25 protein-coding genes and 3 pseudogenes are annotated in these 20,630 nt (G+C 35.7%); 16 read left to right on the top strand and 12 right to left on the bottom strand.

What is annotated here, in order from left to right; all coding sequences use genetic code 11:
* The first annotated feature begins 192 nt into the window (after window positions 1–192).
* The 9 genes and pseudogenes from nifU to FJR38_RS25180 all read left to right on the top strand — a co-directional run bounded on the left by nifU (window position 193) and on the right by FJR38_RS25180 (window position 6,144).
* Entirely contained in the window at window positions 193–1,095 is a 903-nt protein-coding gene (gene nifU / locus FJR38_RS25220) for a Fe-S cluster assembly protein NifU (protein WP_168498179.1), read from the top strand.
* Between the two features lie 225 nt (window positions 1,096–1,320).
* A pseudogene (locus FJR38_RS25215) lies at window positions 1,321–1,752 on the top strand (AAA family ATPase); the annotation flags it as partial.
* 378 nt (window positions 1,753–2,130) lie between these two features.
* Entirely contained in the window at window positions 2,131–3,810 is a 1,680-nt protein-coding gene (locus FJR38_RS25210; RefSeq protein WP_168540136.1) for a helix-turn-helix domain-containing protein, read from the top strand.
* Between the two features lie 266 nt (window positions 3,811–4,076).
* The gene (locus tag FJR38_RS25205; protein ID WP_168540134.1) at window positions 4,077–4,325 is read left to right on the top strand and encodes a type II toxin-antitoxin system ParD family antitoxin; all 249 of its coding nucleotides are present in this window, start codon (window positions 4,077–4,079) and stop codon (window positions 4,323–4,325) included.
* Between the two features lie 26 nt (window positions 4,326–4,351).
* Window positions 4,352–4,639 carry a type II toxin-antitoxin system HigB family toxin gene (locus FJR38_RS25200; RefSeq protein WP_168540132.1) on the top strand — a complete coding sequence of 96 codons (288 nt, stop codon included), beginning with the start codon at window positions 4,352–4,354 and terminating at the stop codon, window positions 4,637–4,639.
* Window positions 4,639–4,872 carry a hypothetical protein gene (locus FJR38_RS25195; RefSeq protein WP_168540130.1) on the top strand — a complete coding sequence of 78 codons (234 nt, stop codon included), beginning with the start codon at window positions 4,639–4,641 and terminating at the stop codon, window positions 4,870–4,872. Before FJR38_RS25200 ends, FJR38_RS25195 begins: the two co-directional genes overlap by 1 nt.
* Window positions 4,873–4,878: 6 nt before the next feature.
* Window positions 4,879–5,079, top strand: a pseudogene (locus FJR38_RS25190) (DUF433 domain-containing protein); the annotation flags it as partial.
* A gap of 101 nt (window positions 5,080–5,180) precedes the next feature.
* On the top strand, window positions 5,181–5,408 hold the full coding sequence (locus FJR38_RS25185; protein WP_168540126.1) for a type II toxin-antitoxin system HicB family antitoxin: 228 nt from the start codon (window positions 5,181–5,183) through the stop codon (window positions 5,406–5,408).
* A 73-nt stretch (window positions 5,409–5,481) separates the two neighbouring features.
* Window positions 5,482–6,144 carry a bifunctional 2-polyprenyl-6-hydroxyphenol methylase/3-demethylubiquinol 3-O-methyltransferase UbiG gene (locus FJR38_RS25180; RefSeq protein WP_168540124.1) on the top strand — a complete coding sequence of 221 codons (663 nt, stop codon included), beginning with the start codon at window positions 5,482–5,484 and terminating at the stop codon, window positions 6,142–6,144.
* A gap of 55 nt (window positions 6,145–6,199) precedes the next feature.
* Here the strand turns inward: FJR38_RS25180 and FJR38_RS25175 are convergent, their stop codons facing one another.
* A complete protein-coding gene (locus FJR38_RS25175; protein ID WP_168540122.1) occupies window positions 6,200–6,892 on the bottom strand; it encodes a Uma2 family endonuclease in 693 nt (230 codons plus the stop codon).
* 101 nt (window positions 6,893–6,993) lie between these two features.
* Complete coding sequence (locus FJR38_RS25170; RefSeq protein WP_168540120.1) at window positions 6,994–8,421, bottom strand: integrase; 1,428 nt, start codon at window positions 8,419–8,421, stop codon at window positions 6,994–6,996.
* Window positions 8,422–8,531: 110 nt separating this feature from the next.
* Between FJR38_RS25170 and nifH the strand changes: the two are divergent.
* From nifH to FJR38_RS29440, 4 genes and pseudogenes are all read left to right on the top strand, one after another.
* Window positions 8,532–8,981 (top strand): annotated as a pseudogene (gene nifH, locus FJR38_RS25165) (nitrogenase reductase); the annotation flags it as partial.
* A 151-nt stretch (window positions 8,982–9,132) separates the two neighbouring features.
* Window positions 9,133–10,527 carry a nitrogenase molybdenum-iron protein alpha chain gene (gene nifD, locus FJR38_RS25160; RefSeq protein ID WP_168498164.1) on the top strand — a complete coding sequence of 465 codons (1,395 nt, stop codon included), beginning with the start codon at window positions 9,133–9,135 and terminating at the stop codon, window positions 10,525–10,527.
* 522 nt (window positions 10,528–11,049) lie between these two features.
* Window positions 11,050–11,181, top strand: a complete 132-nt coding sequence (locus FJR38_RS29445; protein WP_371418290.1) for a hypothetical protein — start codon at window positions 11,050–11,052, stop codon at window positions 11,179–11,181.
* Complete coding sequence (locus tag FJR38_RS29440; RefSeq protein WP_168498162.1) at window positions 11,153–11,461, top strand: hypothetical protein; 309 nt, start codon at window positions 11,153–11,155, stop codon at window positions 11,459–11,461. The genes FJR38_RS29445 and FJR38_RS29440 overlap by 29 nt, the downstream gene beginning before the upstream one ends.
* Before the next feature lie 121 nt (window positions 11,462–11,582).
* Here FJR38_RS29440 and FJR38_RS25150 read toward each other — a convergent pair whose 3' ends face one another.
* Window positions 11,583–11,960 carry a type II toxin-antitoxin system VapC family toxin gene (locus tag FJR38_RS25150; protein WP_168498160.1) on the bottom strand — a complete coding sequence of 126 codons (378 nt, stop codon included), beginning with the start codon at window positions 11,958–11,960 and terminating at the stop codon, window positions 11,583–11,585.
* A complete protein-coding gene (locus tag FJR38_RS25145) occupies window positions 11,950–12,174 on the bottom strand; it encodes a hypothetical protein (RefSeq protein ID WP_168498158.1) in 225 nt (74 codons plus the stop codon). The genes FJR38_RS25150 and FJR38_RS25145 overlap by 11 nt, the downstream gene beginning before the upstream one ends.
* A 145-nt stretch (window positions 12,175–12,319) precedes the next feature.
* On the opposite strand from FJR38_RS25145, the gene FJR38_RS25140 reads away from it, so the two are divergent.
* Complete coding sequence (locus tag FJR38_RS25140) at window positions 12,320–13,075, top strand: Uma2 family endonuclease (RefSeq protein ID WP_168498156.1); 756 nt, start codon at window positions 12,320–12,322, stop codon at window positions 13,073–13,075.
* A 65-nt stretch (window positions 13,076–13,140) separates the two neighbouring features.
* Complete coding sequence (locus tag FJR38_RS25135) at window positions 13,141–13,716, top strand: Uma2 family endonuclease (RefSeq protein ID WP_168498154.1); 576 nt, start codon at window positions 13,141–13,143, stop codon at window positions 13,714–13,716.
* 102 nt (window positions 13,717–13,818) lie between these two features.
* On the opposite strand, the gene FJR38_RS25130 is transcribed toward FJR38_RS25135, so the two are convergent.
* The 3 genes from FJR38_RS25130 to FJR38_RS25120 all read right to left on the bottom strand — a co-directional run bounded on the left by FJR38_RS25130 (window position 13,819) and on the right by FJR38_RS25120 (window position 15,714).
* Window positions 13,819–14,334 (bottom strand): peptidylprolyl isomerase, encoded by a 516-nt coding sequence (locus FJR38_RS25130; RefSeq protein WP_168498152.1) that lies wholly within the window; start codon window positions 14,332–14,334, stop codon window positions 13,819–13,821.
* Window positions 14,335–14,488: 154 nt separating this feature from the next.
* Window positions 14,489–15,067, bottom strand: a complete 579-nt coding sequence (locus tag FJR38_RS25125) for a hypothetical protein (RefSeq protein ID WP_168540118.1) — start codon at window positions 15,065–15,067, stop codon at window positions 14,489–14,491.
* Between the two features lie 56 nt (window positions 15,068–15,123).
* Window positions 15,124–15,714, bottom strand: coding sequence for a Uma2 family endonuclease (locus tag FJR38_RS25120; protein ID WP_168540116.1), 591 nt, complete (start codon window positions 15,712–15,714; stop codon window positions 15,124–15,126).
* A 647-nt stretch (window positions 15,715–16,361) separates the two neighbouring features.
* On the opposite strand from FJR38_RS25120, the gene FJR38_RS25115 reads away from it, so the two are divergent.
* Window positions 16,362–16,760 carry a lipocalin/fatty-acid binding family protein gene (locus FJR38_RS25115; protein ID WP_168540114.1) on the top strand — a complete coding sequence of 133 codons (399 nt, stop codon included), beginning with the start codon at window positions 16,362–16,364 and terminating at the stop codon, window positions 16,758–16,760.
* 179 nt (window positions 16,761–16,939) lie between these two features.
* Here FJR38_RS25115 and FJR38_RS25110 read toward each other — a convergent pair whose 3' ends face one another.
* The 5 genes from FJR38_RS25110 to FJR38_RS25090 form a co-directional block, all read right to left on the bottom strand.
* Window positions 16,940–17,716, bottom strand: a complete 777-nt coding sequence (locus tag FJR38_RS25110) for a hypothetical protein (protein WP_168540112.1) — start codon at window positions 17,714–17,716, stop codon at window positions 16,940–16,942.
* Complete coding sequence (locus FJR38_RS25105) at window positions 17,709–18,827, bottom strand: AAA family ATPase (RefSeq protein WP_168540110.1); 1,119 nt, start codon at window positions 18,825–18,827, stop codon at window positions 17,709–17,711. The genes FJR38_RS25110 and FJR38_RS25105 overlap by 8 nt, the downstream gene beginning before the upstream one ends.
* A 74-nt stretch (window positions 18,828–18,901) precedes the next feature.
* A complete protein-coding gene (locus tag FJR38_RS25100; RefSeq protein ID WP_168540108.1) occupies window positions 18,902–19,849 on the bottom strand; it encodes a DUF4238 domain-containing protein in 948 nt (315 codons plus the stop codon).
* A 58-nt stretch (window positions 19,850–19,907) separates the two neighbouring features.
* On the bottom strand, window positions 19,908–20,276 hold the full coding sequence (locus FJR38_RS25095; RefSeq protein ID WP_168540106.1) for a DUF5615 family PIN-like protein: 369 nt from the start codon (window positions 20,274–20,276) through the stop codon (window positions 19,908–19,910).
* Window positions 20,273–20,557, bottom strand: a complete 285-nt coding sequence (locus FJR38_RS25090) for a DUF433 domain-containing protein (RefSeq protein ID WP_168540104.1) — start codon at window positions 20,555–20,557, stop codon at window positions 20,273–20,275. Before FJR38_RS25090 ends, FJR38_RS25095 begins: the two co-directional genes overlap by 4 nt.
* Window positions 20,558–20,630: the final 73 nt, after the last annotated feature.

Below are 20,630 nucleotides of genomic sequence, written 5' to 3'. Positions count from 1 at the left end.
TACAACAACAGTCAGTAGTCGTAGGGGCGAAGCATTCGGAAAATAGCCTTAGATAAAAATTGATAATTAGTCGCCCGAATGCTTCGCCCGTACAGTGGTCAGTAGTAAATAAAAATTGACTGCTGACCAATCGAAAATTACGAATTGCCAATCTAACATCCAAAATCTAAAATCCAAAATCCAAAATCAATTATGTGGGACTACACTGATAAAGTATTAGAGTTATTTTACGATCCTAAAAACCAGGGTGCAATTGAAGAAACTGGCGAAGCTGGTGTGAAACTGGCAACTGGTGAAGTCGGAAGTATTGCTTGTGGTGATGCTTTAAGATTACATTTAAAAGTGGAAGTTGCATCTGATAAGATTCTTGATGCTCGTTTTCAAACTTTTGGTTGTACAAGTGCGATCGCTTCTTCCAGTGCTTTAACTGAAATGGTTAAAGGTTTGACTTTAGATGAAGCTTTGCAAGTTACAAATAAGGAAATCGCTGATTATTTAGGTGGTTTACCTGAAGCGAAAATGCACTGTTCAGTTATGGGTCAAGAAGCTTTAGAAGCTGCTATATTTAATTATAGAGGTATTCCTTTAGCTGTCCATAATGACGATGATGAAGGTGTTCTAATTTGTAGCTGTTTTGGGATCACAGATACTAAAATTAGAAAGGCTGTTGCACAAAATAATCTCTTCAGTGCAGAGCAGGTAACAAATTATGTAAAAGCTGGTGGCGGATGCGGTTCTTGTTTAACGAAGATTGATGATATAATAAGAGAAGTAAAGCAGGAAGCCGCCAAACAAAATCTCAACAGCTACGGCGCGAAACCTACTACAGAAATTCCTAGTTCGGGGCAACAAAGACCATTAACTACAGTTCAAAAAATTGCCCTGATTCAAAAAGTATTAGATGAAGAAGTCCGACCCGTTTTAATCGCCGACGGGGGAGATGTAGAACTTTATGATGTCGAAGGCGATAAAGTTAAAGTAATTCTCCAAGGTGCTTGCGGTTCATGTTCTAGCAGCACTGCAACTTTGAAGATTGCGATTGAAGCGAGATTACGCGATCGCATCAGCAAAGAAATCATCGTCGAAGCAGTTTAGAAAACAATTGACAATTGATAATTGGCAATTGACAACTGATAAACAATTCTCACAACCTCATAAATACAATGCACTCAACACTGATTCTATGTTTGGTAGAGCGATCGCCTCCGGCGGGATCTAAGCCCATCGCCTCCATAGCGACGTTCTACAAACGCTCACTGCCGTAGATAAATAGGCGTGAGAACCAAAAGACAAACCAACCAATTCTAGGAAACACGAACAATGACTGACGAAAAAATTAGACAGATAGCTTTCTACGGCAAGGGCGGTATCGGTAAATCTACCACTTCTCAAAATACCCTTGCAGCTATGGCTGAAATGGGTCAACGCATCATGATCGTAGGTTGCGATCCTAAAGCTGACTCTACCCGTTTGATGCTTCACTCCAAGGCTCAAACCACCGTATTACACTTGGCTGCTGAAAGAGGTGCTGTTGAAGATTTAGAACTTCATGAAGTAATGCTCAAAGGTTTCCGCGACGTTAAATGCGTGGAATCTGGTGGTCCAGAACCCGGTGTTGGTTGTGCTGGTCGTGGTATTATCACCGCTATTAACTTCCTAGAAGAAAACGGTGCTTACACAGACTTAGATTTCGTATCTTACGACGTATTAGGTGACGTTGTATGTGGTGGTTTTGCTATGCCTATCCGTGAAGATTAAGCTATTTTGTCTAGGGTTTTTGTTAATACTATTGGTTGGAAACTTTGATTTTTTTATGCCCTATTTTTGCCCTGGAAATTTTTGGTGAAATGGGGTTTTTGTTTGGTTTTTATTCTTTTATTTACCCTATTTTATCCCTACTGTCAAGAGATATACATGATTTTTGATAAATGTGTTACTGATTAACAAGTTTGTACACACCGTAAAATTTTTATATATACTACCAATCGAATAAATATACATACGCAAAATATGTATAATAATTAAATCGGGATTTATTTAAAAATTTTTCGTCTAATAACTACTTAGACATTCCTGATTGACCCAAAACCTTAAATAAGACTAAAATTTAGTGAGCATTGGCGAATAATTATGATAGAGGATATCGTAAATCTACTGGATGAAATTCGTAGTGGGAAAGCCCAGGAACACATTCATGAAAATATTGAGTTGAAACAAAGTTGGAAAAAAGAGTACGGAATAGATATCAGCGCATTAGGTAATAAGCTTGATAAGCCATGTTGTTGGCTAATTGTTGGAATAAAGGATAATGGCAATCTTCATGGACTAATTGAGAAACAAGCAAGACAAATTGAACAAAATATATCGCAACAGATCAATGAGTTTCTAGACCCAGTTCAAGCTTGTACACAAATTTGTTGCCATGAAATTGAGGAAAGTTGGATTGTTATAGTTCAAATTAAAAACCCAGGTGATGTAGTTTACTGGGATAATTATGCTTATATAGCTCCAGGCACAACTTCACGTAAACTAGAACCTGATCAAATTCTTGAATTAAGGATTAAACTTCCTGGACGTACTGATTACTCAAATCAGCCTATTGATAGTGAATATGATACAAATCTCATCCAGACTTTTATACAAAGAATTAATATAACTGCACACTCAGTAGAACTTGGCAAAGAACCAATAGATACTCTTCAGAAGCTACATATTTATCAAAAACAAACGGCTCGAATTCTTTTCGGAAATTGTAGATTTCGATTAATCAAGTATGACAAATCTGGTGAGCCAATTGCCAATGATCAATATTATGGATTATACAAAATATTAACTGATGATTTTCAAAAAGAGATCCAAACATGGACCGCTAAACAATTGAATATTGATACTCCCCCATTTCCTGAAAAGGCTCTTAAAGAGTCGCTGGCGAATGCAGTAGCACACGCAGCGTATTTTGAACATGATGGTGACATTATTATTGAACTTTATCCTGATCATTTGAGTATTTGCAATTTATGTATTCAAGATTCAGTTTATTTTGCCAATAAATGGTTTGCACGTAGTCATAAAACGATAAACAACTTGTTAATGGAAGTATTGAGAATAGCTAATCATGTTGATGAACTTGGCCGTGGTAAAAATCTAATTTTTTCAGAATCTATTCGTAATGGAAAACCAGAACCTGAAGTATTTATTGAAAAGGCAGGTAAATATAATCGTTGGAAATTGTTGCTGTATGCAGGAACAACTGATGAAGTTAACATCAGGCTTCTAGCAAGAATACGAGAATGCTACAGAGATGAGCAAAAATCTTTAATTGCTTTCTCTCTTGTTTTGTGGCGCGATAAAAAAGTTCAAGAAATCAGAAATTATGTTGATGGTGATTTTTCTCGTCAATTTGCTGAAGTGCTTAGTAGTGGGAATGGACCAATTTTTTATGATAAGCAAGAAGATAAAATTGTCCTTACAAGGTGGGCGCGAGTTCTACTAGGGGAAGGAAGAGATTCTAAAGTTCTTTCATCATCTGAAGAAAAATGGCTTAAAGAATTGACTTATACAATGTGTACTAAATTACATAATGGTGAAATTACGCCTCAACGCTTGCGCTCCTTTATTCAAATGGGTAACACTTCTTCTGAAAAGTCTCTTTCTTCAAAAATATTAACTAAATGGCACGGAGAGAAGCTTCTTAGAAAATTAAATAGAGGAAAATATAGTTGGATTCAAGAACCGGAAGATTATGATAAGAGTGCCATTGCTCAATATCTTCTCAAGCTTTTTGAAACAGGAAAATCATCAGAAAATTAGTTTAGTATTTGCTTGTCTTTGGGATTCTACTCAACAAACAAAGATATATTATATGGACTGACAATCTCTGTTGATCGCATTTCCTGTGTGTAGGTTGTGTAGGTGCGATCGCTTTCCCGATGTTTTAGGTTGTGGAGTGCGATCACTTTTCCGATGTTTTGGGTGCGATCGTATTCAGTGGGTCAAAGTAGGTGATTTAATGCTAAAATAAATGTTGAGGAGATAATTTTGAGAATTGTTATCAATTCAAAAATAAGGAGATAAAGATGCAAATTGCAGTCAAGCCAGATCAAGAAAAATACATTCTTGAAAAACTACAAGAAGGTAAGTACAAAAACATTGATGAACTATTATCTGTAGCTTTTCAACTTTTAGAACAACATGATGAAAAAGAAAAGCAACTTAGTGAATTAAGACGAAAAATTGCTGAAGGAACAGAACAAGTTCGTCAAGGTGAAGTAATAGAAGGTGAATTAGTTTTTCAACAACTACAACAAAAGTTAAAATATGACTAAATTACTAAAAAATCACAGTTTTTCAAATGCACGTTATTACTCGTAAACGACTAAATGAATTTGCTAAACTTTATCCAGATACAAAAAATGCTCTATCTCAGTGGTATCAATTAGTAAAGGAAAATGAATTTAGCTCATTTGTAGAACTCCGTCAAATGTTTCCATCAGCAGATCAAGTTGGTAAATTAACAGTTTTTAATATTGGTGGTAACAAAGTTAGACTAATTGCAGCAATCCATTATAACCGCCAAAAAACCTATATCCGTGCTGTGTTAACACATTCAGAATATAATGAAGGAAAGTGGAAAGAATAATGCAAACTTTAAACTTTGAAAAAACCATTACTGCTTGGACATCCATTGCTGAAAATGTTTTTGTTCCTCACACAGAAGAGGAATATGAACACTTAGTTAATATACTAGATTCTCTGATAGATCAAGTTGGTGAAGATGAAAGCCATTCGCTTGCTTCGTTAATGGAAGTCATGGGAGTTTTAATTGAAAACTATGAAAATGAACATATTCCTGAACTACAGGAAATGGCTTAACTTATTATGGACTACCACAAAATTATCACCATTGAACCTGGCAAACGTAGCGGCAAACCTTGTATTCAAGGAATGCGAATAACCGTATATGATATTTTAGAATATCTGGCAGGTGGTATGACAGAAGCCGAAATTCTCGAAGACTTTTCTGAACTTACTTCAGAAGATATTAAAGCCTCTCTTGCTTTTGCAGAACTAAGAGAAAAACTTGATCGAGGAACACAACAAATTCGTGATGGTAAAATTATTGATGGTGAATTAGTTTTTCAACAGTTACAAGAAAAATTAAATCGCATAGAAGAGTAATTATGAATCACCATTACAGTATTTTAATTCAGTGGTCGAATGAAGATCAGAAATATGTAGTCAGTTTTCCAGAGTTCGGTCCTTATGCCCATACTCACGGAGAAAGCTATGCCGAAGCCCTAAAGCATGGAGAAGAAGTATTAGAACTTTTGATTGAAGAATATCAGTTACAAGGAAGATCAATTCCACAGCCTTTAATGGTAGGTTCTTCTATGATAATTGGTCAGTAATCTCAAATGTTTGAGAATAGATTCAATAAGCATTACTAACGCATTTAAGGCAATTTATTTACGACTTATCTATATGACAGAAAATCGAGCTTACGTTCAAAATCTAGCCCAACAATACACCGAAGCAGGTAAACCAACAGAATGGTTTGAACAACTTTACTCTCAAGCTAATAATGATAGTACAGCTATTCCTTGGGCAGATATGAAACCCAATCATAACCTAGTACAATGGTTAGATGATCATAATATTCAAGGTCAGGGAAAAACAGCATTAACAATTGGTTGTGGTTTGGGAGATGACGCAGAAGAATTATCTCAACGTGGTTTTAAAGTCACAGGTTTTGATATCTCATCCTCAGCAATAGAATGGTGTAAAAATAAATTTCCTAATTCTACTGTTGAGTATAGAGTTGCTGATTTGTTAAATCCTCCTATTCAATGGAATCAAACTTTTGATTTTGTTTTAGAATCATATACACTGCAAGCATTACCACATTTATTAAGTTCACAAGCTATTTCTTTAATAGCAAATTTCCTTGCTCCTGATGGTATATTACTTGTAATTTGTCGTGGTAGAGATATAGAAGATCAACTGGATAAAGTACCTTATCCATTGACTAAAGATCAAGTAATGGAATTTGTAGATGCAGGTTTAACATTAGTAGATTTTGAAGATTATTTAGATCAAGAAAGATCATCTGTAGTTAGAAGATTTAGAGCAACGTTTACAAAATAGGTAGGTTGGGTTAAGCAACAGCACAACCCAACAGATATTTTTCAGTGATTTTGGGTTAAATAGTATCTGGATCAATATTTAACTCCCTCAATTTTGCTGCTAAACGTTTGGATTTTTCCGCTTCCATTTCCGCACTTTCTTCCGGTGTCGGCACTAAAGTTCCCTCTGGTGTAAAATACCTTAATAAACCCTGAAAAATCCCTAAATATAATCCTAATTCTTCACTCCATAAATGTCCTTTTTCATTAAGTTCTACAGGTTGATATTTACCATGTATTAAATAAAAACCAGCAAACTCTAATGTATAAGGATCAAACAAAAAATATTCAGGTGTGCGGAAAATATCTTGATAAAGTTCTTTTTTAGTTCCTCTATCAGTTCTAGCTGTAGTTGGTGAAAGAATTTCTATAATGAAGTTAGGATATTTGCCATTTTCTTCCCACACAACCCAACTTTTTCTAGTTTTTCGTTCTGTTCCTAAAACTACGAAAAAATCTGGACCCCTAAAATATTCTGATTTCTTTTGATTAGGACTATAATAAATACTCAGGTTTCCGACAGCATAAAAATCAGTTCTCTCTTTCCATAACCATTTGAGAGATTTTATTAAGAGCATTATTTGTTCGAGATGCAGTTCTGTTTCCACGGGAGGTTCATCACTATATAGGTCACTGGGTGGAAAAATTATCTCTTCAGATATATCTTCCAATATGTTGGGTTGTGATTCTAGTGCTTGAGTAATCATCATGATATGATACCAAGTAGTTTTATTGATTGTAGCATTAATTATTATTTTGGGTTTTGATGTTGGGTTGCGCTGTCGCTTAACCCAACCTACAGATTATAATTTTAATTAATCATTTTCATTAATTCTTGATTTCCTATCTGTAACCGCAATCTTTCATTCTCAATTCTCAGCCTCTCATTTTCCTGTTCCAATCTAATCACTATATCTTGCAAATCTTCAACTTTCGATTTTTTCTTAATCGCTTCCTCAATTGCAACCTTGCGATTTTCCAAACTAAACCACTTTTGATAAATGGATGTGTGCATATTCACAGAATGACCCAAATTATCAGCAGCAGCTTTAATTGGAATTCCCATTAAATGCGCTCTAATTGCCCAACCATGCCGTAAATCATAAGGTTGAAAAGGAATTCCCACAAATCTAAACCATCTATCTGTACCATGTCGCGCAGAGTTAATTTCTCTACTCGTAATTTTATCTTTGATTTTTGCTTTTAATAAATTAATTGCTTCTGTATCCATTTTTAAATTAAAAGTTTCCACCCAACGGGGATATAATGGTAAAGCTTCCCTTTGTCCTGTTTTACATTCTTCATTAACTCGCCATGTATTCATGGTATTATCTGATGATAACCACCAATTTAAATCAGGATTAACAAAAATTTCAATTGGTCTTAATCCATAAGTCGCTAACATCCCATATACCCATCTCCACAATTTCCAATTATTTCTATCTTCTCTAGTTATCAACTTACTAGAACGATTAATAGCATAATTTTCAAACTTGAGATATTCCTGTTCTATCTCTGCGTCGGTGGGTATATCCCGTTTGCGTTGAGAAATAGCCTTGATTTTTAAATTACTTAATTCTGGAACTTCTACACCAGAACATTTACACAACACCCGAATTACCTTAATTAATTCATTTTTCACACTATCCGATGACGTGCAGAATTTTACAGCATCAATAAAATTAGCATTTATAGCTAATTTATCTTTTGGTAAATGTGTTTTAGCAATATAGAAATAACTATTAAAAGTATTGTTACTTTTGAGAGTGCGTTTCCTGGTTTGGAAATAGTTTTGCTCAAACTCAGAAACCAACTCTCCGATTGTGAGAAACTTAGCTTTAAATCTAGTTTTGCCTAAATATTTATCAGTCCATGAAAACTGTTTTCTAGCAATCAATTTTCCTAATTCATTAGCTTCCTCTTCCGCCGTATTTAAACCATCAAAACTAAATGGTATCCCCAAAGAAATATCATATTGCTTTGTGCCGATACCGTTTTTATCAATATCACCTGGTTTAATAGGTAGAGTAGTTCTCAACTGTAATGAATTACCGGATTTTCTCACAGAAACACTAACCCTAGCGGCTCTTAGTCTAGCATTAATTGCCTTTAATTCTGTTGTTAATTTTGCCGTCAGATGATTTTCTTGATTTTCTACTGCTTGCATTCTACCTAAATATCCCCCATCCGTGATAGCTGTTTGGTGAAAATCGGCAAATGCTTCCTGTGTTCTGTCCATACCCTAGATTTACCCTAATAAAAAAACTGTTTACCCTAGACAATGATTGCGACAAACATTGTAGAAAATAAACATTTTCCGGCTATAAAAATCATGTTATTACTCTTTCCCGTGAAGGTAAAGCACAAGAAATCTACATCGTTACCTCTGGTGAAATGATGGCGATGTACGCTGCAAACAACATCGCTCGTGGTGTTCTTAAATATGCTCACAGTGGTGGAGTACGTTTAGGTGGTTTGATCTGTAACAGCCGTAATACAGACCGGGAAATCGAATTGATCGAAACCTTGGCAAAACGGTTGAACACCCAAATGATTCACTATGTTCCCCGCGACAACATAGTTCAACACGCTGAGTTACGTCGGATGACAGTTAACGAATACGCACCTGACAGTAACCAAGCTAACGAATACCGCGCACTAGCTAAGAAAATCGTTAACAACACTAACCTCACCATCCCCACACCTATCGAAATGGAAGAGTTAGAAGAATTGTTGATTGAATTCGGTATTCTCGAAAGCGAAGAAAATGCTGCAAAATTAGTTGGTAAAAAAGCATAAGTCACTGCTAAGAAAGAATTTTCTAGCATCAGGAAAAAGGAAAAGAGCAGCACATCAAAGCTCTCACCTTTAACCAAAATTCCCTTCATTCGCAAAGGGGACATCAAGTCCCCATCCCTAACCCGTTCCTTAGGAGCAAGAGAGACAGAACATGACTCCTCCAGATGACAAGAAGATTGTTGAACAAAGAAAAGAACTAGTTAAAGAAGTTCTGAAAGCTTACCCCGAAAAAGCTGCTAAAAAGCGCGAGAAGCATTTAAATGTATATGAAGAAGGTAAGGCTGATTGTGGTGTTAAATCTAACATCAAATCCTTACCTGGTGTAATGACCGCTCGTGGTTGTGCTTACGCAGGTTCTAAGGGTGTGGTTTGGGGTCCTATCAAGGATATGATCCACATCAGCCACGGTCCTGTAGGTTGCGGTTACTGGTCTTGGTCTGGTCGTCGTAACTACTACTTAGGTACAACAGGTATTGATACCTTTGGTACTATGCACTTCACCTCCGACTTCCAAGAACGCGATATCGTTTTTGGTGGAGACAAGAAACTCACCAAGTTAATTGAAGAATTAGATGTATTATTCCCCTTGAATCGTGGGGTTTCTATTCAATCTGAATGTCCTATCGGTCTAATTGGGGATGACATCGAAGCAGTAGCTAGAAACACCTCCAAAAAAATTGGTAAGCCAGTTATTCCCGTCCGTTGCGAAGGTTTCCGTGGTGTGTCTCAGTCTTTAGGACACCACATCGCTAACGACATGATTCGTGACTGGGTATTCCCCAGAGCAGATCAAGCTAAGAAAGACGGAACATTGAAGTTTGAAGGAACTCCTTATGATGTAGCCATCATTGGTGACTACAACATCGGTGGTGACGCTTGGGCCAGCCGGATCTTATTAGAAGAAATCGGTTTGCGCGTTGTTGCTCAATGGTCTGGTGATGGTACAATCAACGAAATGTTGATGACCCCCAACGTGAAGATGAACCTCATCCACTGTTACCGCTCGATGAACTACATCAGCCGTCACATGGAAGAAGCTTATGGTATACCCTGGTTAGAATATAATTTCTTCGGTCCTACCAAGATTGCTGCATCTTTACGTGAAATTGCTTCCAAGTTTGACGCGAAGATCCAAGCAAATGCTGAAAAAGTAATTGCTAAGTACCAACCTACCATGGATGCGATCGTTTCTAAATATCGCCCCCGTTTGGAAGGTAAGACTGTAGCAATGATGGTTGGTGGTCTACGTCCTCGTCACGTTGTTCCCGCTTTCCAAGATTTAGGAATGAAGATGATTGGTACTGGTTATGAGTTCGCTCATAATGACGACTACAAACGTACTACCAACTACATCGAAAACGGAACTATCGTTTATGACGACGTTACCGCTTACGAATTTGAAGAATTCATCAAAGCATTGAAGCCAGACTTAGTTGCTTCTGGTGTGAAAGAGAAGTATGTCTTCCAAAAGATGGGTCTTCCTTTCCGTCAAATGCACTCTTGGGATTACTCCGAACTTGATTATGTTGGTGGAAAGGTGCGTTAATTTGAGGTTTTTTGGTTGGGGAATTAAGAGAATTTGATTTTTAGACTAAATGTAATTTATTATGTTTGATAATAACATTGTTTGTGGATAACTGCAAGTAGTAAAAGTCTGATTTTGTCTGAGTTTGAGATGGTTATTAAGTTTTGATGTTTGGTGATTTGGTTAAATTTGATAACTTTTTGTAGGTTGGTTTTATAGACTAAATAGTATGGTGTACGTTAAATTTTTAGTAACCGTTCAGAGGGTGTAAAGAAAACGAAAAACAACCCCCAAAATCAAGCAATAAAATTAAGCAGCTTTCAACAAGTCAGAATCATCAGAACAAGTAGCATTTTCTGGAAGCAAAGAAGGTACAGTTGTAGAGCCACGAGCCGCAACAACAGCTTGAGTCATAAACTCCAAAACATTGCGCTTTTGGGACTTGAGAGTGGGAGCATTTCAAGTTTGTTAGAACAGATGAACTAGCAGACAGGGGTGAAAATCAGCGAAAATAAAGGAAGAAATCAAGGGAGCATCTCAATCATGGAACCAGCTAATCAGAAAAAACTCCAGGAGCATCTCAAAGCCATAGCCGGAATTCTATATCAAGAAGCAAAAACTGAAGAATTAGAGAGTTTAGCAGGAATTGAAAGAACAATTCTTAGCAGACTTTAGAATATATTACGCCAGAATTAGGGGTTTTTTTCTCAAAGAAGCAACAGGAACTTCATCGGGAAGAGTAAGAATAATAAAAAGCATTCTTGGAGAATTGCCAGTCAGTGAAAAACAAGCACGAAAGTTAAAACTAGAAAACAATCAAAAAATAAGTCCTTATTTAGAGCAATGTTGCTTGAGAGCAAGTGCAGGGGAAACGCATCTTATCAATAAGGGCAATTCAATCTCATATAATGACCAAAATATTCGCATTAACGACCACTTATTGACAATATTTTAGTCCATCACTATGACCCTGAAAAATCAATCAAACGATAAATTAGGATTTCTTGGTTTATACATTAAAACGGTATTTTGTCAATAAAATTTAGATGCGTTTCCCCTGTTATAGGAGGCGATCGCTACCAATTAATCACAGGCAAAGTGTTTATTTTTGCAAATTCTTGATCAGCAGTCACTAAACTTGCTGAATTTTGGATTGTTATTGCGGCAATCACCGCATCAGGTAATTTTAACCGATATTGCTGACGAATTTCGATAATCTTCTCAACTAATAAGGCATCGCTCGCTGTCAAACCAACAATTTCCACTTGCTCAATAAATTGTTGAAACAGTTGAATATCGCTTTCCGTTAGCCCAGAAAACACTAAAAATTCAATCTGGCTAATAATCGAAATTCCAATCCAATTAGCATTTTGAAGTAACTGAATAAGTTGGGTATTTCCTTGCAAAAGCGCGATGATTGCATTCGTATCTAGTACATAGCGATTACCATTCATCTCGTAATGTCCTTTGCATCAATACTGCATCTCCTTGCCAATTTAACCGTCCTACCAAATGAGAAAAATCATACTTCAGATTTTGATCTTTAGATGCAACAACTGGATTAATTACCAGCACAATATTTACTTGTCCCGGATTAAGTTGTGTGGGAATGTCAAGGTGCAAATGACCTGACGAATCCACTGTTGTTGTTAGTTGAAGAACTTCCATTTTTATTTCAACAATTAAGTACCAATTTTATTTTAGCGCGATCGCGTCACAATAATCATAAATGATTAATAATACATAAAATCCTGGATATCCTGATTCTGACAATTAATGCTACAATAAACAAATAATTACTTGGTATCATATCATGATGATTACTCAAGCACTGGAATTACAAACTAACACCTTAGAAGATATATCAGAGGATATCATTTTTCCCCCCAGTGACCTATATAGTGATGAACCTCCCGTGGAAACAGAACTGCATTTACGTCAAATTATTCTCCTTTTCAAATGTTTAGAATGGTTATGGAAAGAGAGAACTGATTTTTATGCTGTCGGAAACCTGAGTATTTACTATAGTCCTCATCAAAAGAAATCAGAAGATGTTAGAGGTCCAGATTTTTTCGTAGTTTTAGGAACAGAACGAAAAACTAGAAAAAGTTGGGTAGTGTGGGAAGAAAATGGCAAATATCCTCATGTCATTGTCGAAATTCTTTCACCAACTACAGCTAAAACTGATAGAGAAACTAAAAAACTACTTTATCAAGATACTTTCCGTACACCTGATTATTTTTGGTTTGATCCTTATACATTAGAATTTGCAGGATTTAATTTAATCAGTGGCAAATATCAACCCTTAAAACCTAACGAAAAAGGATATTTATGGAGTGAAGAATTGGGTTTATATTTAGGAATTCATGAGGGTTTGTTAAGATATTTTACATCATCAGGAGTTTTAGTTCCTACACCGGAACAAAGCGCAGAGATGGAAGCAACAAGAGCAGAAATTGAAGCTAAAAGAGCAGCAATGGAAGCAGAAAGAGCGAAAATATCAAATGAAAAATCTCAAAGGTTAGCCGCAAAATTAAGAGAGTTGAATATTGATCCAGATACAATTTAATGAAATATAAAATCAAATTGTGTTTGGTTTAATTACGCCAACTTTGTATATTAGGAGAAAATTTTATGCAAGTAATGACAATCAAAGATGTAGAACAAGTCCAAACTGCTTTTAGTGAAGCCGGCTTAGATTATGATGTTGAGTTAACAAACGGGAGAATTTCTATTGTGGGTCCATCAGATATTGTATCTAGTGAAGTTGGTATTCTTTTTAGCCGACTATTAGCTAATTGGGTTTATCCCCGTCGTTTAGGAAGAGTATTTGATTCTGCTGGTGGTTTTATTTTACCTGATAGCAATCTCACCGCACCAGATGTTTCTTTTGTTCGGGCTGCACGTCTGCGTCAAAGTCCCCGTTATTTTGGTGAACTTGTACCAGATTTAGTAGTAGAAATTAAATCTCAAAGTGATAGAATTAAACCTTTAGTTACTAAAATTCTCAACTTTATAAACTTAGGTGCTGTGATTGGAATTTTAATTGATCCTGATGAGGAGACTGTAACAGTTTATCGTCATCAAGGTGAACCAACTGTTTTAATCAATGGCGATATTTTAACTTTACCTGAACTTTTTCCAGGTTGGGAATTAGCTGTTTCTGAATTATGGCCTCCTATTTTTACTGAAGAAGAAACTCAAGGTTAGTTGGTTTGATCGGATTAGTTTTTATGTGGAGTTCTTTCATGAGAAACAGGGAATTTTGCCTGAAGATATGTGCGGAGAAAATCTCCGCACCAATTTTTCTGTTTATTCGTGAATTGTAACTTTGATCATTTTAACTGGAGTTTTTGGGCGATCGCCTTGTCCTGTTGGAGTGGTTTCAATGGCTTTCAATACATCCATGCCTTCAGTAACTCGACCAAAAACAGGATGCTTGGATTGACCGGCTGTAAACCAATCTAAATAGGAGTTGTGGACAGTGTTGATGAAAAACTGGCAACTTCCACTATTAGGGGCCCCCGTATTAGCCATAGATAAAGTTCCTGGTTCATTGGAAATTTTCCCGTCTTCAGGATGCTCATCTTGAATGCACCCATCAGGACTATTACCCGTTCCCGCACGAGGAGAGCTAGGATCTTTACTGTGAGGACAACCAAACTGCACCATGAAGTTTTTAATCACACGGTGGAAATGGAGACCATCATAAAAGCCACTTTTAGCCAATTTGATGAAATTTCCAGCCGTTATGGGCATAACATCGGTGAATAGCTCAAGAGTAATAGTACCAAGGGAAGTTTCCAGAGTTGCGGTGGGATTTGCCATGAATATTGAATTACTAATCTGTGCAATGGGTTATTTTGTCGCTTCTAGTTTACCCAAAATATTGAACATAATGTTAACTAACATCCACAACTTTTCAAACTAACAATTTCTACTTGTGATAAAAAACTCAAGATCAGGTTGTTTTCTCGGCATTTTAATCTGGGAAAGCTAAACCAGTTCTCGGATCTCTGATATATAATCCCAGTGTCAAACTCCGCATCACTTCATCCCAAACAGGTATTAATTGTTCTGCTTGATCTGCCCAATAATCAAAGGTAATTAAACATTGAATATTAGAACCTAAACCCACGCAAGTCCGAGAAAAAGCTTCCCTTGGTTCTGCTTGAGTATCAATAAATTTAATTTCACACCACATAATTCTGGCAGTTTGTCGCTTGACGGTAATCACTTCTCCTCTTTCAATCACATCACGGCTATCATTTTCCATGATTTTTTTCAAAGTAGATTTGAGAGGAAATAGAGTCCAATCATTAGCTGGTAAATGATTGTAAGATACCTCTAAACAACAATCATCATCTGGTGGTTTTTTATCCATGAACTTAAATGATTTTTCCTGTGGTTCAGATATCCAACCGCGAGGAACATTGAAACGTACAGCCCCTCTACCTGCGACAAAAATATTATATTCTGGGGGAGATTCCCAATGATGATCTGGTTTTAATTCCAGAGTTTCTTTAATCCACTTAAAATTGGTTTTTTTACGTTTTGCCATAATCGTAATAAGTCACTAAATTTGATTTTACAGTAATATTTATTTGCTAGAATATGTTAATTGTATTGTGGTGATTCAGTTTCCAATCCAACACCATCATAAAGCATTTCAATCGGAAATTCAAATTCGATACTTGATAAAGTGATGATGTCTCCAGTAGTGTAGGGATAATAAAGCCACATTCTTCCTTCTCCTCGACAATAACGTTCAACGGATATTTTTTCAGAATCAATTAAGATGTATTCTTGTAAACTGGGCATTGTTAGATAATATCTGAATTTTTCACCTCTATCTTTACTGCTTGTACCAGGAGAAAGAACTTCAACAATTAATTTGGGATTTTGAATAAATTTACGGGCGTTGAGGTCTTCAGGGTGACAACTGACGATAATATCAGGATAGAAGTATGGACTTTTAGGGGTTACTTGTACTTTCACATCTGATACATTGACTCGACAACCTCTAGGACGCAGATGAGAGTATAGAGGTCTGTAAAGATTGAGAGCAATATCATTATGGGGAATTGTACCACCAGTCATGGCAAAGACTTCGCCGTTTATGTATTCATAGCGAATATCTTGGTTAAGTTCCCATGCGAGATATTCCTCAATGGTCATTTTTTGCGGTTGTTGGGGAATGGCTATCATATCAGGATTTTTTTAAGTTTGTTTTGATTATAGCAACTACAATTACAACTATTTTCAGGTTATTAAAGTATATTTTAATAAAATTTACAGAGTTGAAAAATGCTACAATTAAATATTCATCTACTGTAGTGTAGAAATTTTAACACTGTTATCTCAATTTTTAAACAGGATTAACAGATTGGAAAAATGAAACATTTTAGGACAAATCAAAATAGCAAATTGGCTGTTTGTCTATCTAGTTGTGTAATCTTCATCTGTTTTTTTCCGTTTTGTTTGTATGTATCTGTTTGGTTTGCCTTTGCCATTAGACCGACGAATTGTACTTTACCAAATAGGTGTTCACAGTTGGAAATAAATACCAAAAGCATTCTGTCATTACTTGTTTTATTGGGGGTAGGATTTGCAGTTCCCATAATAGTTGCAAGTTCTGTTGGAAAAGGTTTTCGTCGCTAAATTAGTTCCGTTTAGTGTCTCGTCTCACAGCAGAGATATTTTAGAATAAGATCGAGGGAAATTCGTAATTCTAGAAGACTTTAGATTATATTCTGGATGAGTTAACATGGCGTAGAAGAGCTAAACAAACTCTTGACTAAACACCAATTTTCAAATATAGTTCTTTTCAATCTGAATTATATGAAAGTTTCATCATGACTGTACAAATAGCCGGAAAATATAGCTTTGTCTCCCAAGAGAACTTCGAGGAGTATTTGAAGGCTGAAAATCTTGGGATGATAACGCGAACGGTGTTGGCAAAAACCACGCCAGACATGATGGTGGAGATTGACGGCGACAAGTTTACCATCACAACCTTCACCGATCTAAAGACTATCAAGATTAGTTTTACCTTGGGACAAGAGTATGAGTGTGATCCTGGAACAAACAAAGTTGACAAATACATCACTACTTTGGAAGGGGGTGACACCTTGGTGACTAAGAAAGTTGAGGATACATCTTCTACGTCTTCCACAAAGTTTACTAGCGATCAAATGATCATAACCATGACAACGAACGAAGTCACTGCAACGAGAACATTCAAGAGAGCTTAAACAAATAGGGCTTGATATTTGGCGTTGCTGATAGCCTGCGTGGCGATAGCCATATTGAATATGAAATGCCAAAATTACATTTTTTGTTTTTTGTACTTTTTGACGAAACTAATTCATATTGCGACTTAGCAACGCCTGCTGTTCATATTTCGCGATCGCACTCAACTCTATAATATTCCTCATTCAGATAAAATAATTGCAGCTAATCGTTCCTCAACTTCTTGAATATAATCTGTTAAACCCGTATCAACTCCTCTTTCTCGTAGATGGTTTAAATTTGTATCTTCCCAACACTGCTTTTCCCGTTCCATATTATTTCCTGTGAGTTGTTCAACTATTACTTTTACATTTCTCATTCGTTCAGGTTCTTTCTCAGAAGTAGCACGTAATCTGTGTGACTCTATGCAAGGATCAAAACTCAATTTATTGTTGATTTCTTCAAGAATTTGTTCCTCTTGTTGATTAGATGAAATAAACCCATTTAAAACCCATGCTTCACGTTTTGGGTCAGCCGCACCAATCACAATTTCTAATTTCGAGGTTTTATTAATATGTTCTGAACGTGCTTGTTCAATTCCTTCTTTACGTTCCGGTTGATTATCTAAATCACGGATAAATAAAACAGCTTTAATCTGTCGAGTTTTTTGCAGAAACCTTACCAAATTAAGAATCTTGATAGATGCTGCTCCATCAGCTTTTAAAGACACACCCTTACTATAATGACCTAAATATCTGGGTTCATTATATTTTAGTTGTTTTTTTGCATCATCAATAATTTTTCTAATGTCTCTCCAACAAGAAAATTCTGTCCCTTCCTCTAAACCAGTCCACTGAAAACAATGTTGCAGAATATCATTATCTAACCAATCGAATTTTTCTTTTAAAACTCGCTCGGCTAATTTAGTTGCTGTTCTGGCATCTGCACCACTTTCAACTATGACAACAAACTCAATCACTGACTTCTCCTTCTAGCACCCAATCTTCACCTTCAGCATCCCAAAATTCACCAGTTGTTAAGGTTTCTTTTGCCCATTCTACATCAGGATGTTCATCCAAACGTTTGGCAATTGTGAAACCTGATTTACTATTATTTAATATGTGGACTTGAGAAGGAGCAAGTGCATCAATAATATAAGGGGAATGAGTAGAGAAAATAATTTGCAGGTTGGAATTTTCTGCAATTATTTCTTTAAAAACAGTCATTAACTCACGTTGTGCTTTAGGATGAAGTCCCTGTTCTACATCATCTAATAAAACTAAATTAGGTTGATTAGGATTCATTAATACAGTTAATAATCCTAAAGTTAACATTGTTCCTTCGCTAATTGCATGGGCGGGAATCCGTTCACCTGTATTCATGTCTAATATCACTTCTTGACCTGTCATTTTCTGAGTTTCTTCATAGGAAATAGATTTACCATCAACTTCGATTAAACGATTACGAATAACAGAAACTTTTGCTCGCTTGATGCCAATTTTTTTAAAATTTGGAACAATTCGATTCAGCTTTTTTTCTATTAATTGAAATTTATCTGGAGATTCATCACGTAAAAAATCTAAGGTTGGTGCTAATCCTGAACCATCAAACTGAATTCTCGGTGTGATTTCATCACTGTAGGCTGCTTTTGCGAGATTGGAGGCTATTAATTTTAAATAAATAGAGTTTTGAAGAAATTGAGGAACTTTGGATAAATTTCTAGAACGTGGATCTTTATTCCAATCATCTTGATGTCCATCTATATCTAATATAATTGTAGGGCTATAACCGTCCTGTTTATAGTTGCAGTAAAACTCCCATTTTTTCCTAATATTATCTTGCCAATAACCACTGACTTTGATGAACATTCTTTGTTCACCAATTGTTGTCAGAAATTCAGGTGACTTTTCATTAATAAAGACTTGTGTGGATGATAAATGAGTAAGCATACTTAGACTATGCAATGCTTGTAATATTGATGTTTTACCAGCACTGTTTTTTCCTACGATTCCATGTAATCGGGAGTTATCGAAATTGAGTTCTGTAGATTTATGGCTTTTGAAATTATGAAGGATGAGTTTTTCTAGCATATTCTTATCTCTATTTTTTCATAATTCTTGTGGATCATCGGAAGTGCGATCTCATCTGCACTAAAACTTTAAATTCAGGTTCGCAAAAGATCGAAATTTTTCTCACTAGAGTAAGCTTGTCTACAACATTGAATCATTTGTAGTTTGTTATACTCTTTTACATTGTTTTCTGACAAGGAAGCACTAATTCCGTCATACTTTTTAAGTTTATACCAACAGTCGGATTCAAACATAATTAAAAGATGTTTAGAACTGATTGGATAAGCTATTTGGACACCGTGTGAAGCCAAACCCGTTCCAAACTTCTGATGCTGTTTAATTACTATAGGATTATCTGAAGTCCATAGTGGAATAGAAGTTGAGTTAATACCAAATAACCATATATGACCTGATAAAATTGTTGATATTTCAGAATCTAAGCCTTGATCAAGAACATTAGATATATGAAGTAGGTGCTGCATTATTGAATAGTCTTCGATTCCTACGTTAATTAGATCATCTAATTCAATTGAATTTGTTGAATTTTCTATATCAGGAAATATTATTTCTTCAATATTATTTTTATTTCTTAATAGTGCTTCATCAAGTCTTGTTTTAAGATTATATGCGGATTGAAATAATCCTTTAATTTTCTGCCTAAACATATTTGTTCTAACTATCTGAAGTGTTAAGAAAGGAGAGAAATTTTTCTTTGCCTCTTTGTCAAGAACTCCAAGAGAATCAAATAAGTTCTTTTTTTCTATTTCTTCAAGACAATCTATGATCTGTGCCAGAAATTCTCCAAATCTTGATTCTACCTTAGAGAGATCATTTTCTATGACTTGAGATTTTGTTTTATCCCTCAATTCATCAGATAACAATGAATCAGGAAAGTCATTAAAATATCTCTCTTGGGCAATATTTTTCACATGAGATGGATAAGAAGCCTTTTTTATCTTATCCCACACAAATAATCTGTGTTCTTCATTAGCGAAGTTTTTTAAATAGCACTGAGGTACGAAGTGTTGCTGCTTAACTATCATTTAAATTTACCTGGGATATTTTAAAGAGAGATAATAGTCTAATGATTGATGACTGTCTTTATATTTCATCAGCATAAGCACTAAGAAATATCAACTGATTTGCCATATTTTCTGCTGACTTATTTGCCATCAAATTGAGGACTCTTCGCATTTGTTCACCAATAGAGTAATCTTGAGATGAAATTATAATTCCCGCATGACTTCGTTTTTCCTCTATGTAGATACTATGTAACTGGCAAAAGTCACCAACATTAAATGTGTAAAAAACTCTTTGCAGTTCAGTCGCGAAAATCAGTTGTTCCTTATCACTAGAACTGATAGTTTCAACCTCAGCAACAGTAATAACATCTACACCTCTAGCTCTCAATGCTTTAATAAATCTTTGATCCATTGAATCTTCATCAATGAATAATCTAATTGAACTCATATTGCTTGCACCATTTCTGTTGCTAACCGTTGATAATCAGCTTTTTCAGCAGCAATATAACCCTCAATTTCTTCTCGATTAGCATGATAATAAGTTAATGCAGCATAAACTTGAACAAGAGTTACATTCCCCATGCGTTCAGTGATTTCTTCTGCATTTAATCCCATTTTGTACCAAGCTGTAATGCGTTGCACAGAAACTCTAGTACCAGCAATGCAAGGACGACCCCCTAAAGTGTCTGATGATTTAATAATTAGTGTCCCAATATCAGTAGCTTGCATAAAGATTTTGATTATTGTTGACAGATTAATTATACCACATCCCACAAAAATGATATTCTTAATTAACCAAACT

This window comes from Anabaena sp. UHCC 0253 (genome assembly GCF_009712085.1).
In the GTDB taxonomy this organism is placed as follows: domain Bacteria; phylum Cyanobacteriota; class Cyanobacteriia; order Cyanobacteriales; family Nostocaceae; genus Dolichospermum.
This window is presented reverse-complemented; position numbering and strand designations above follow the sequence as displayed.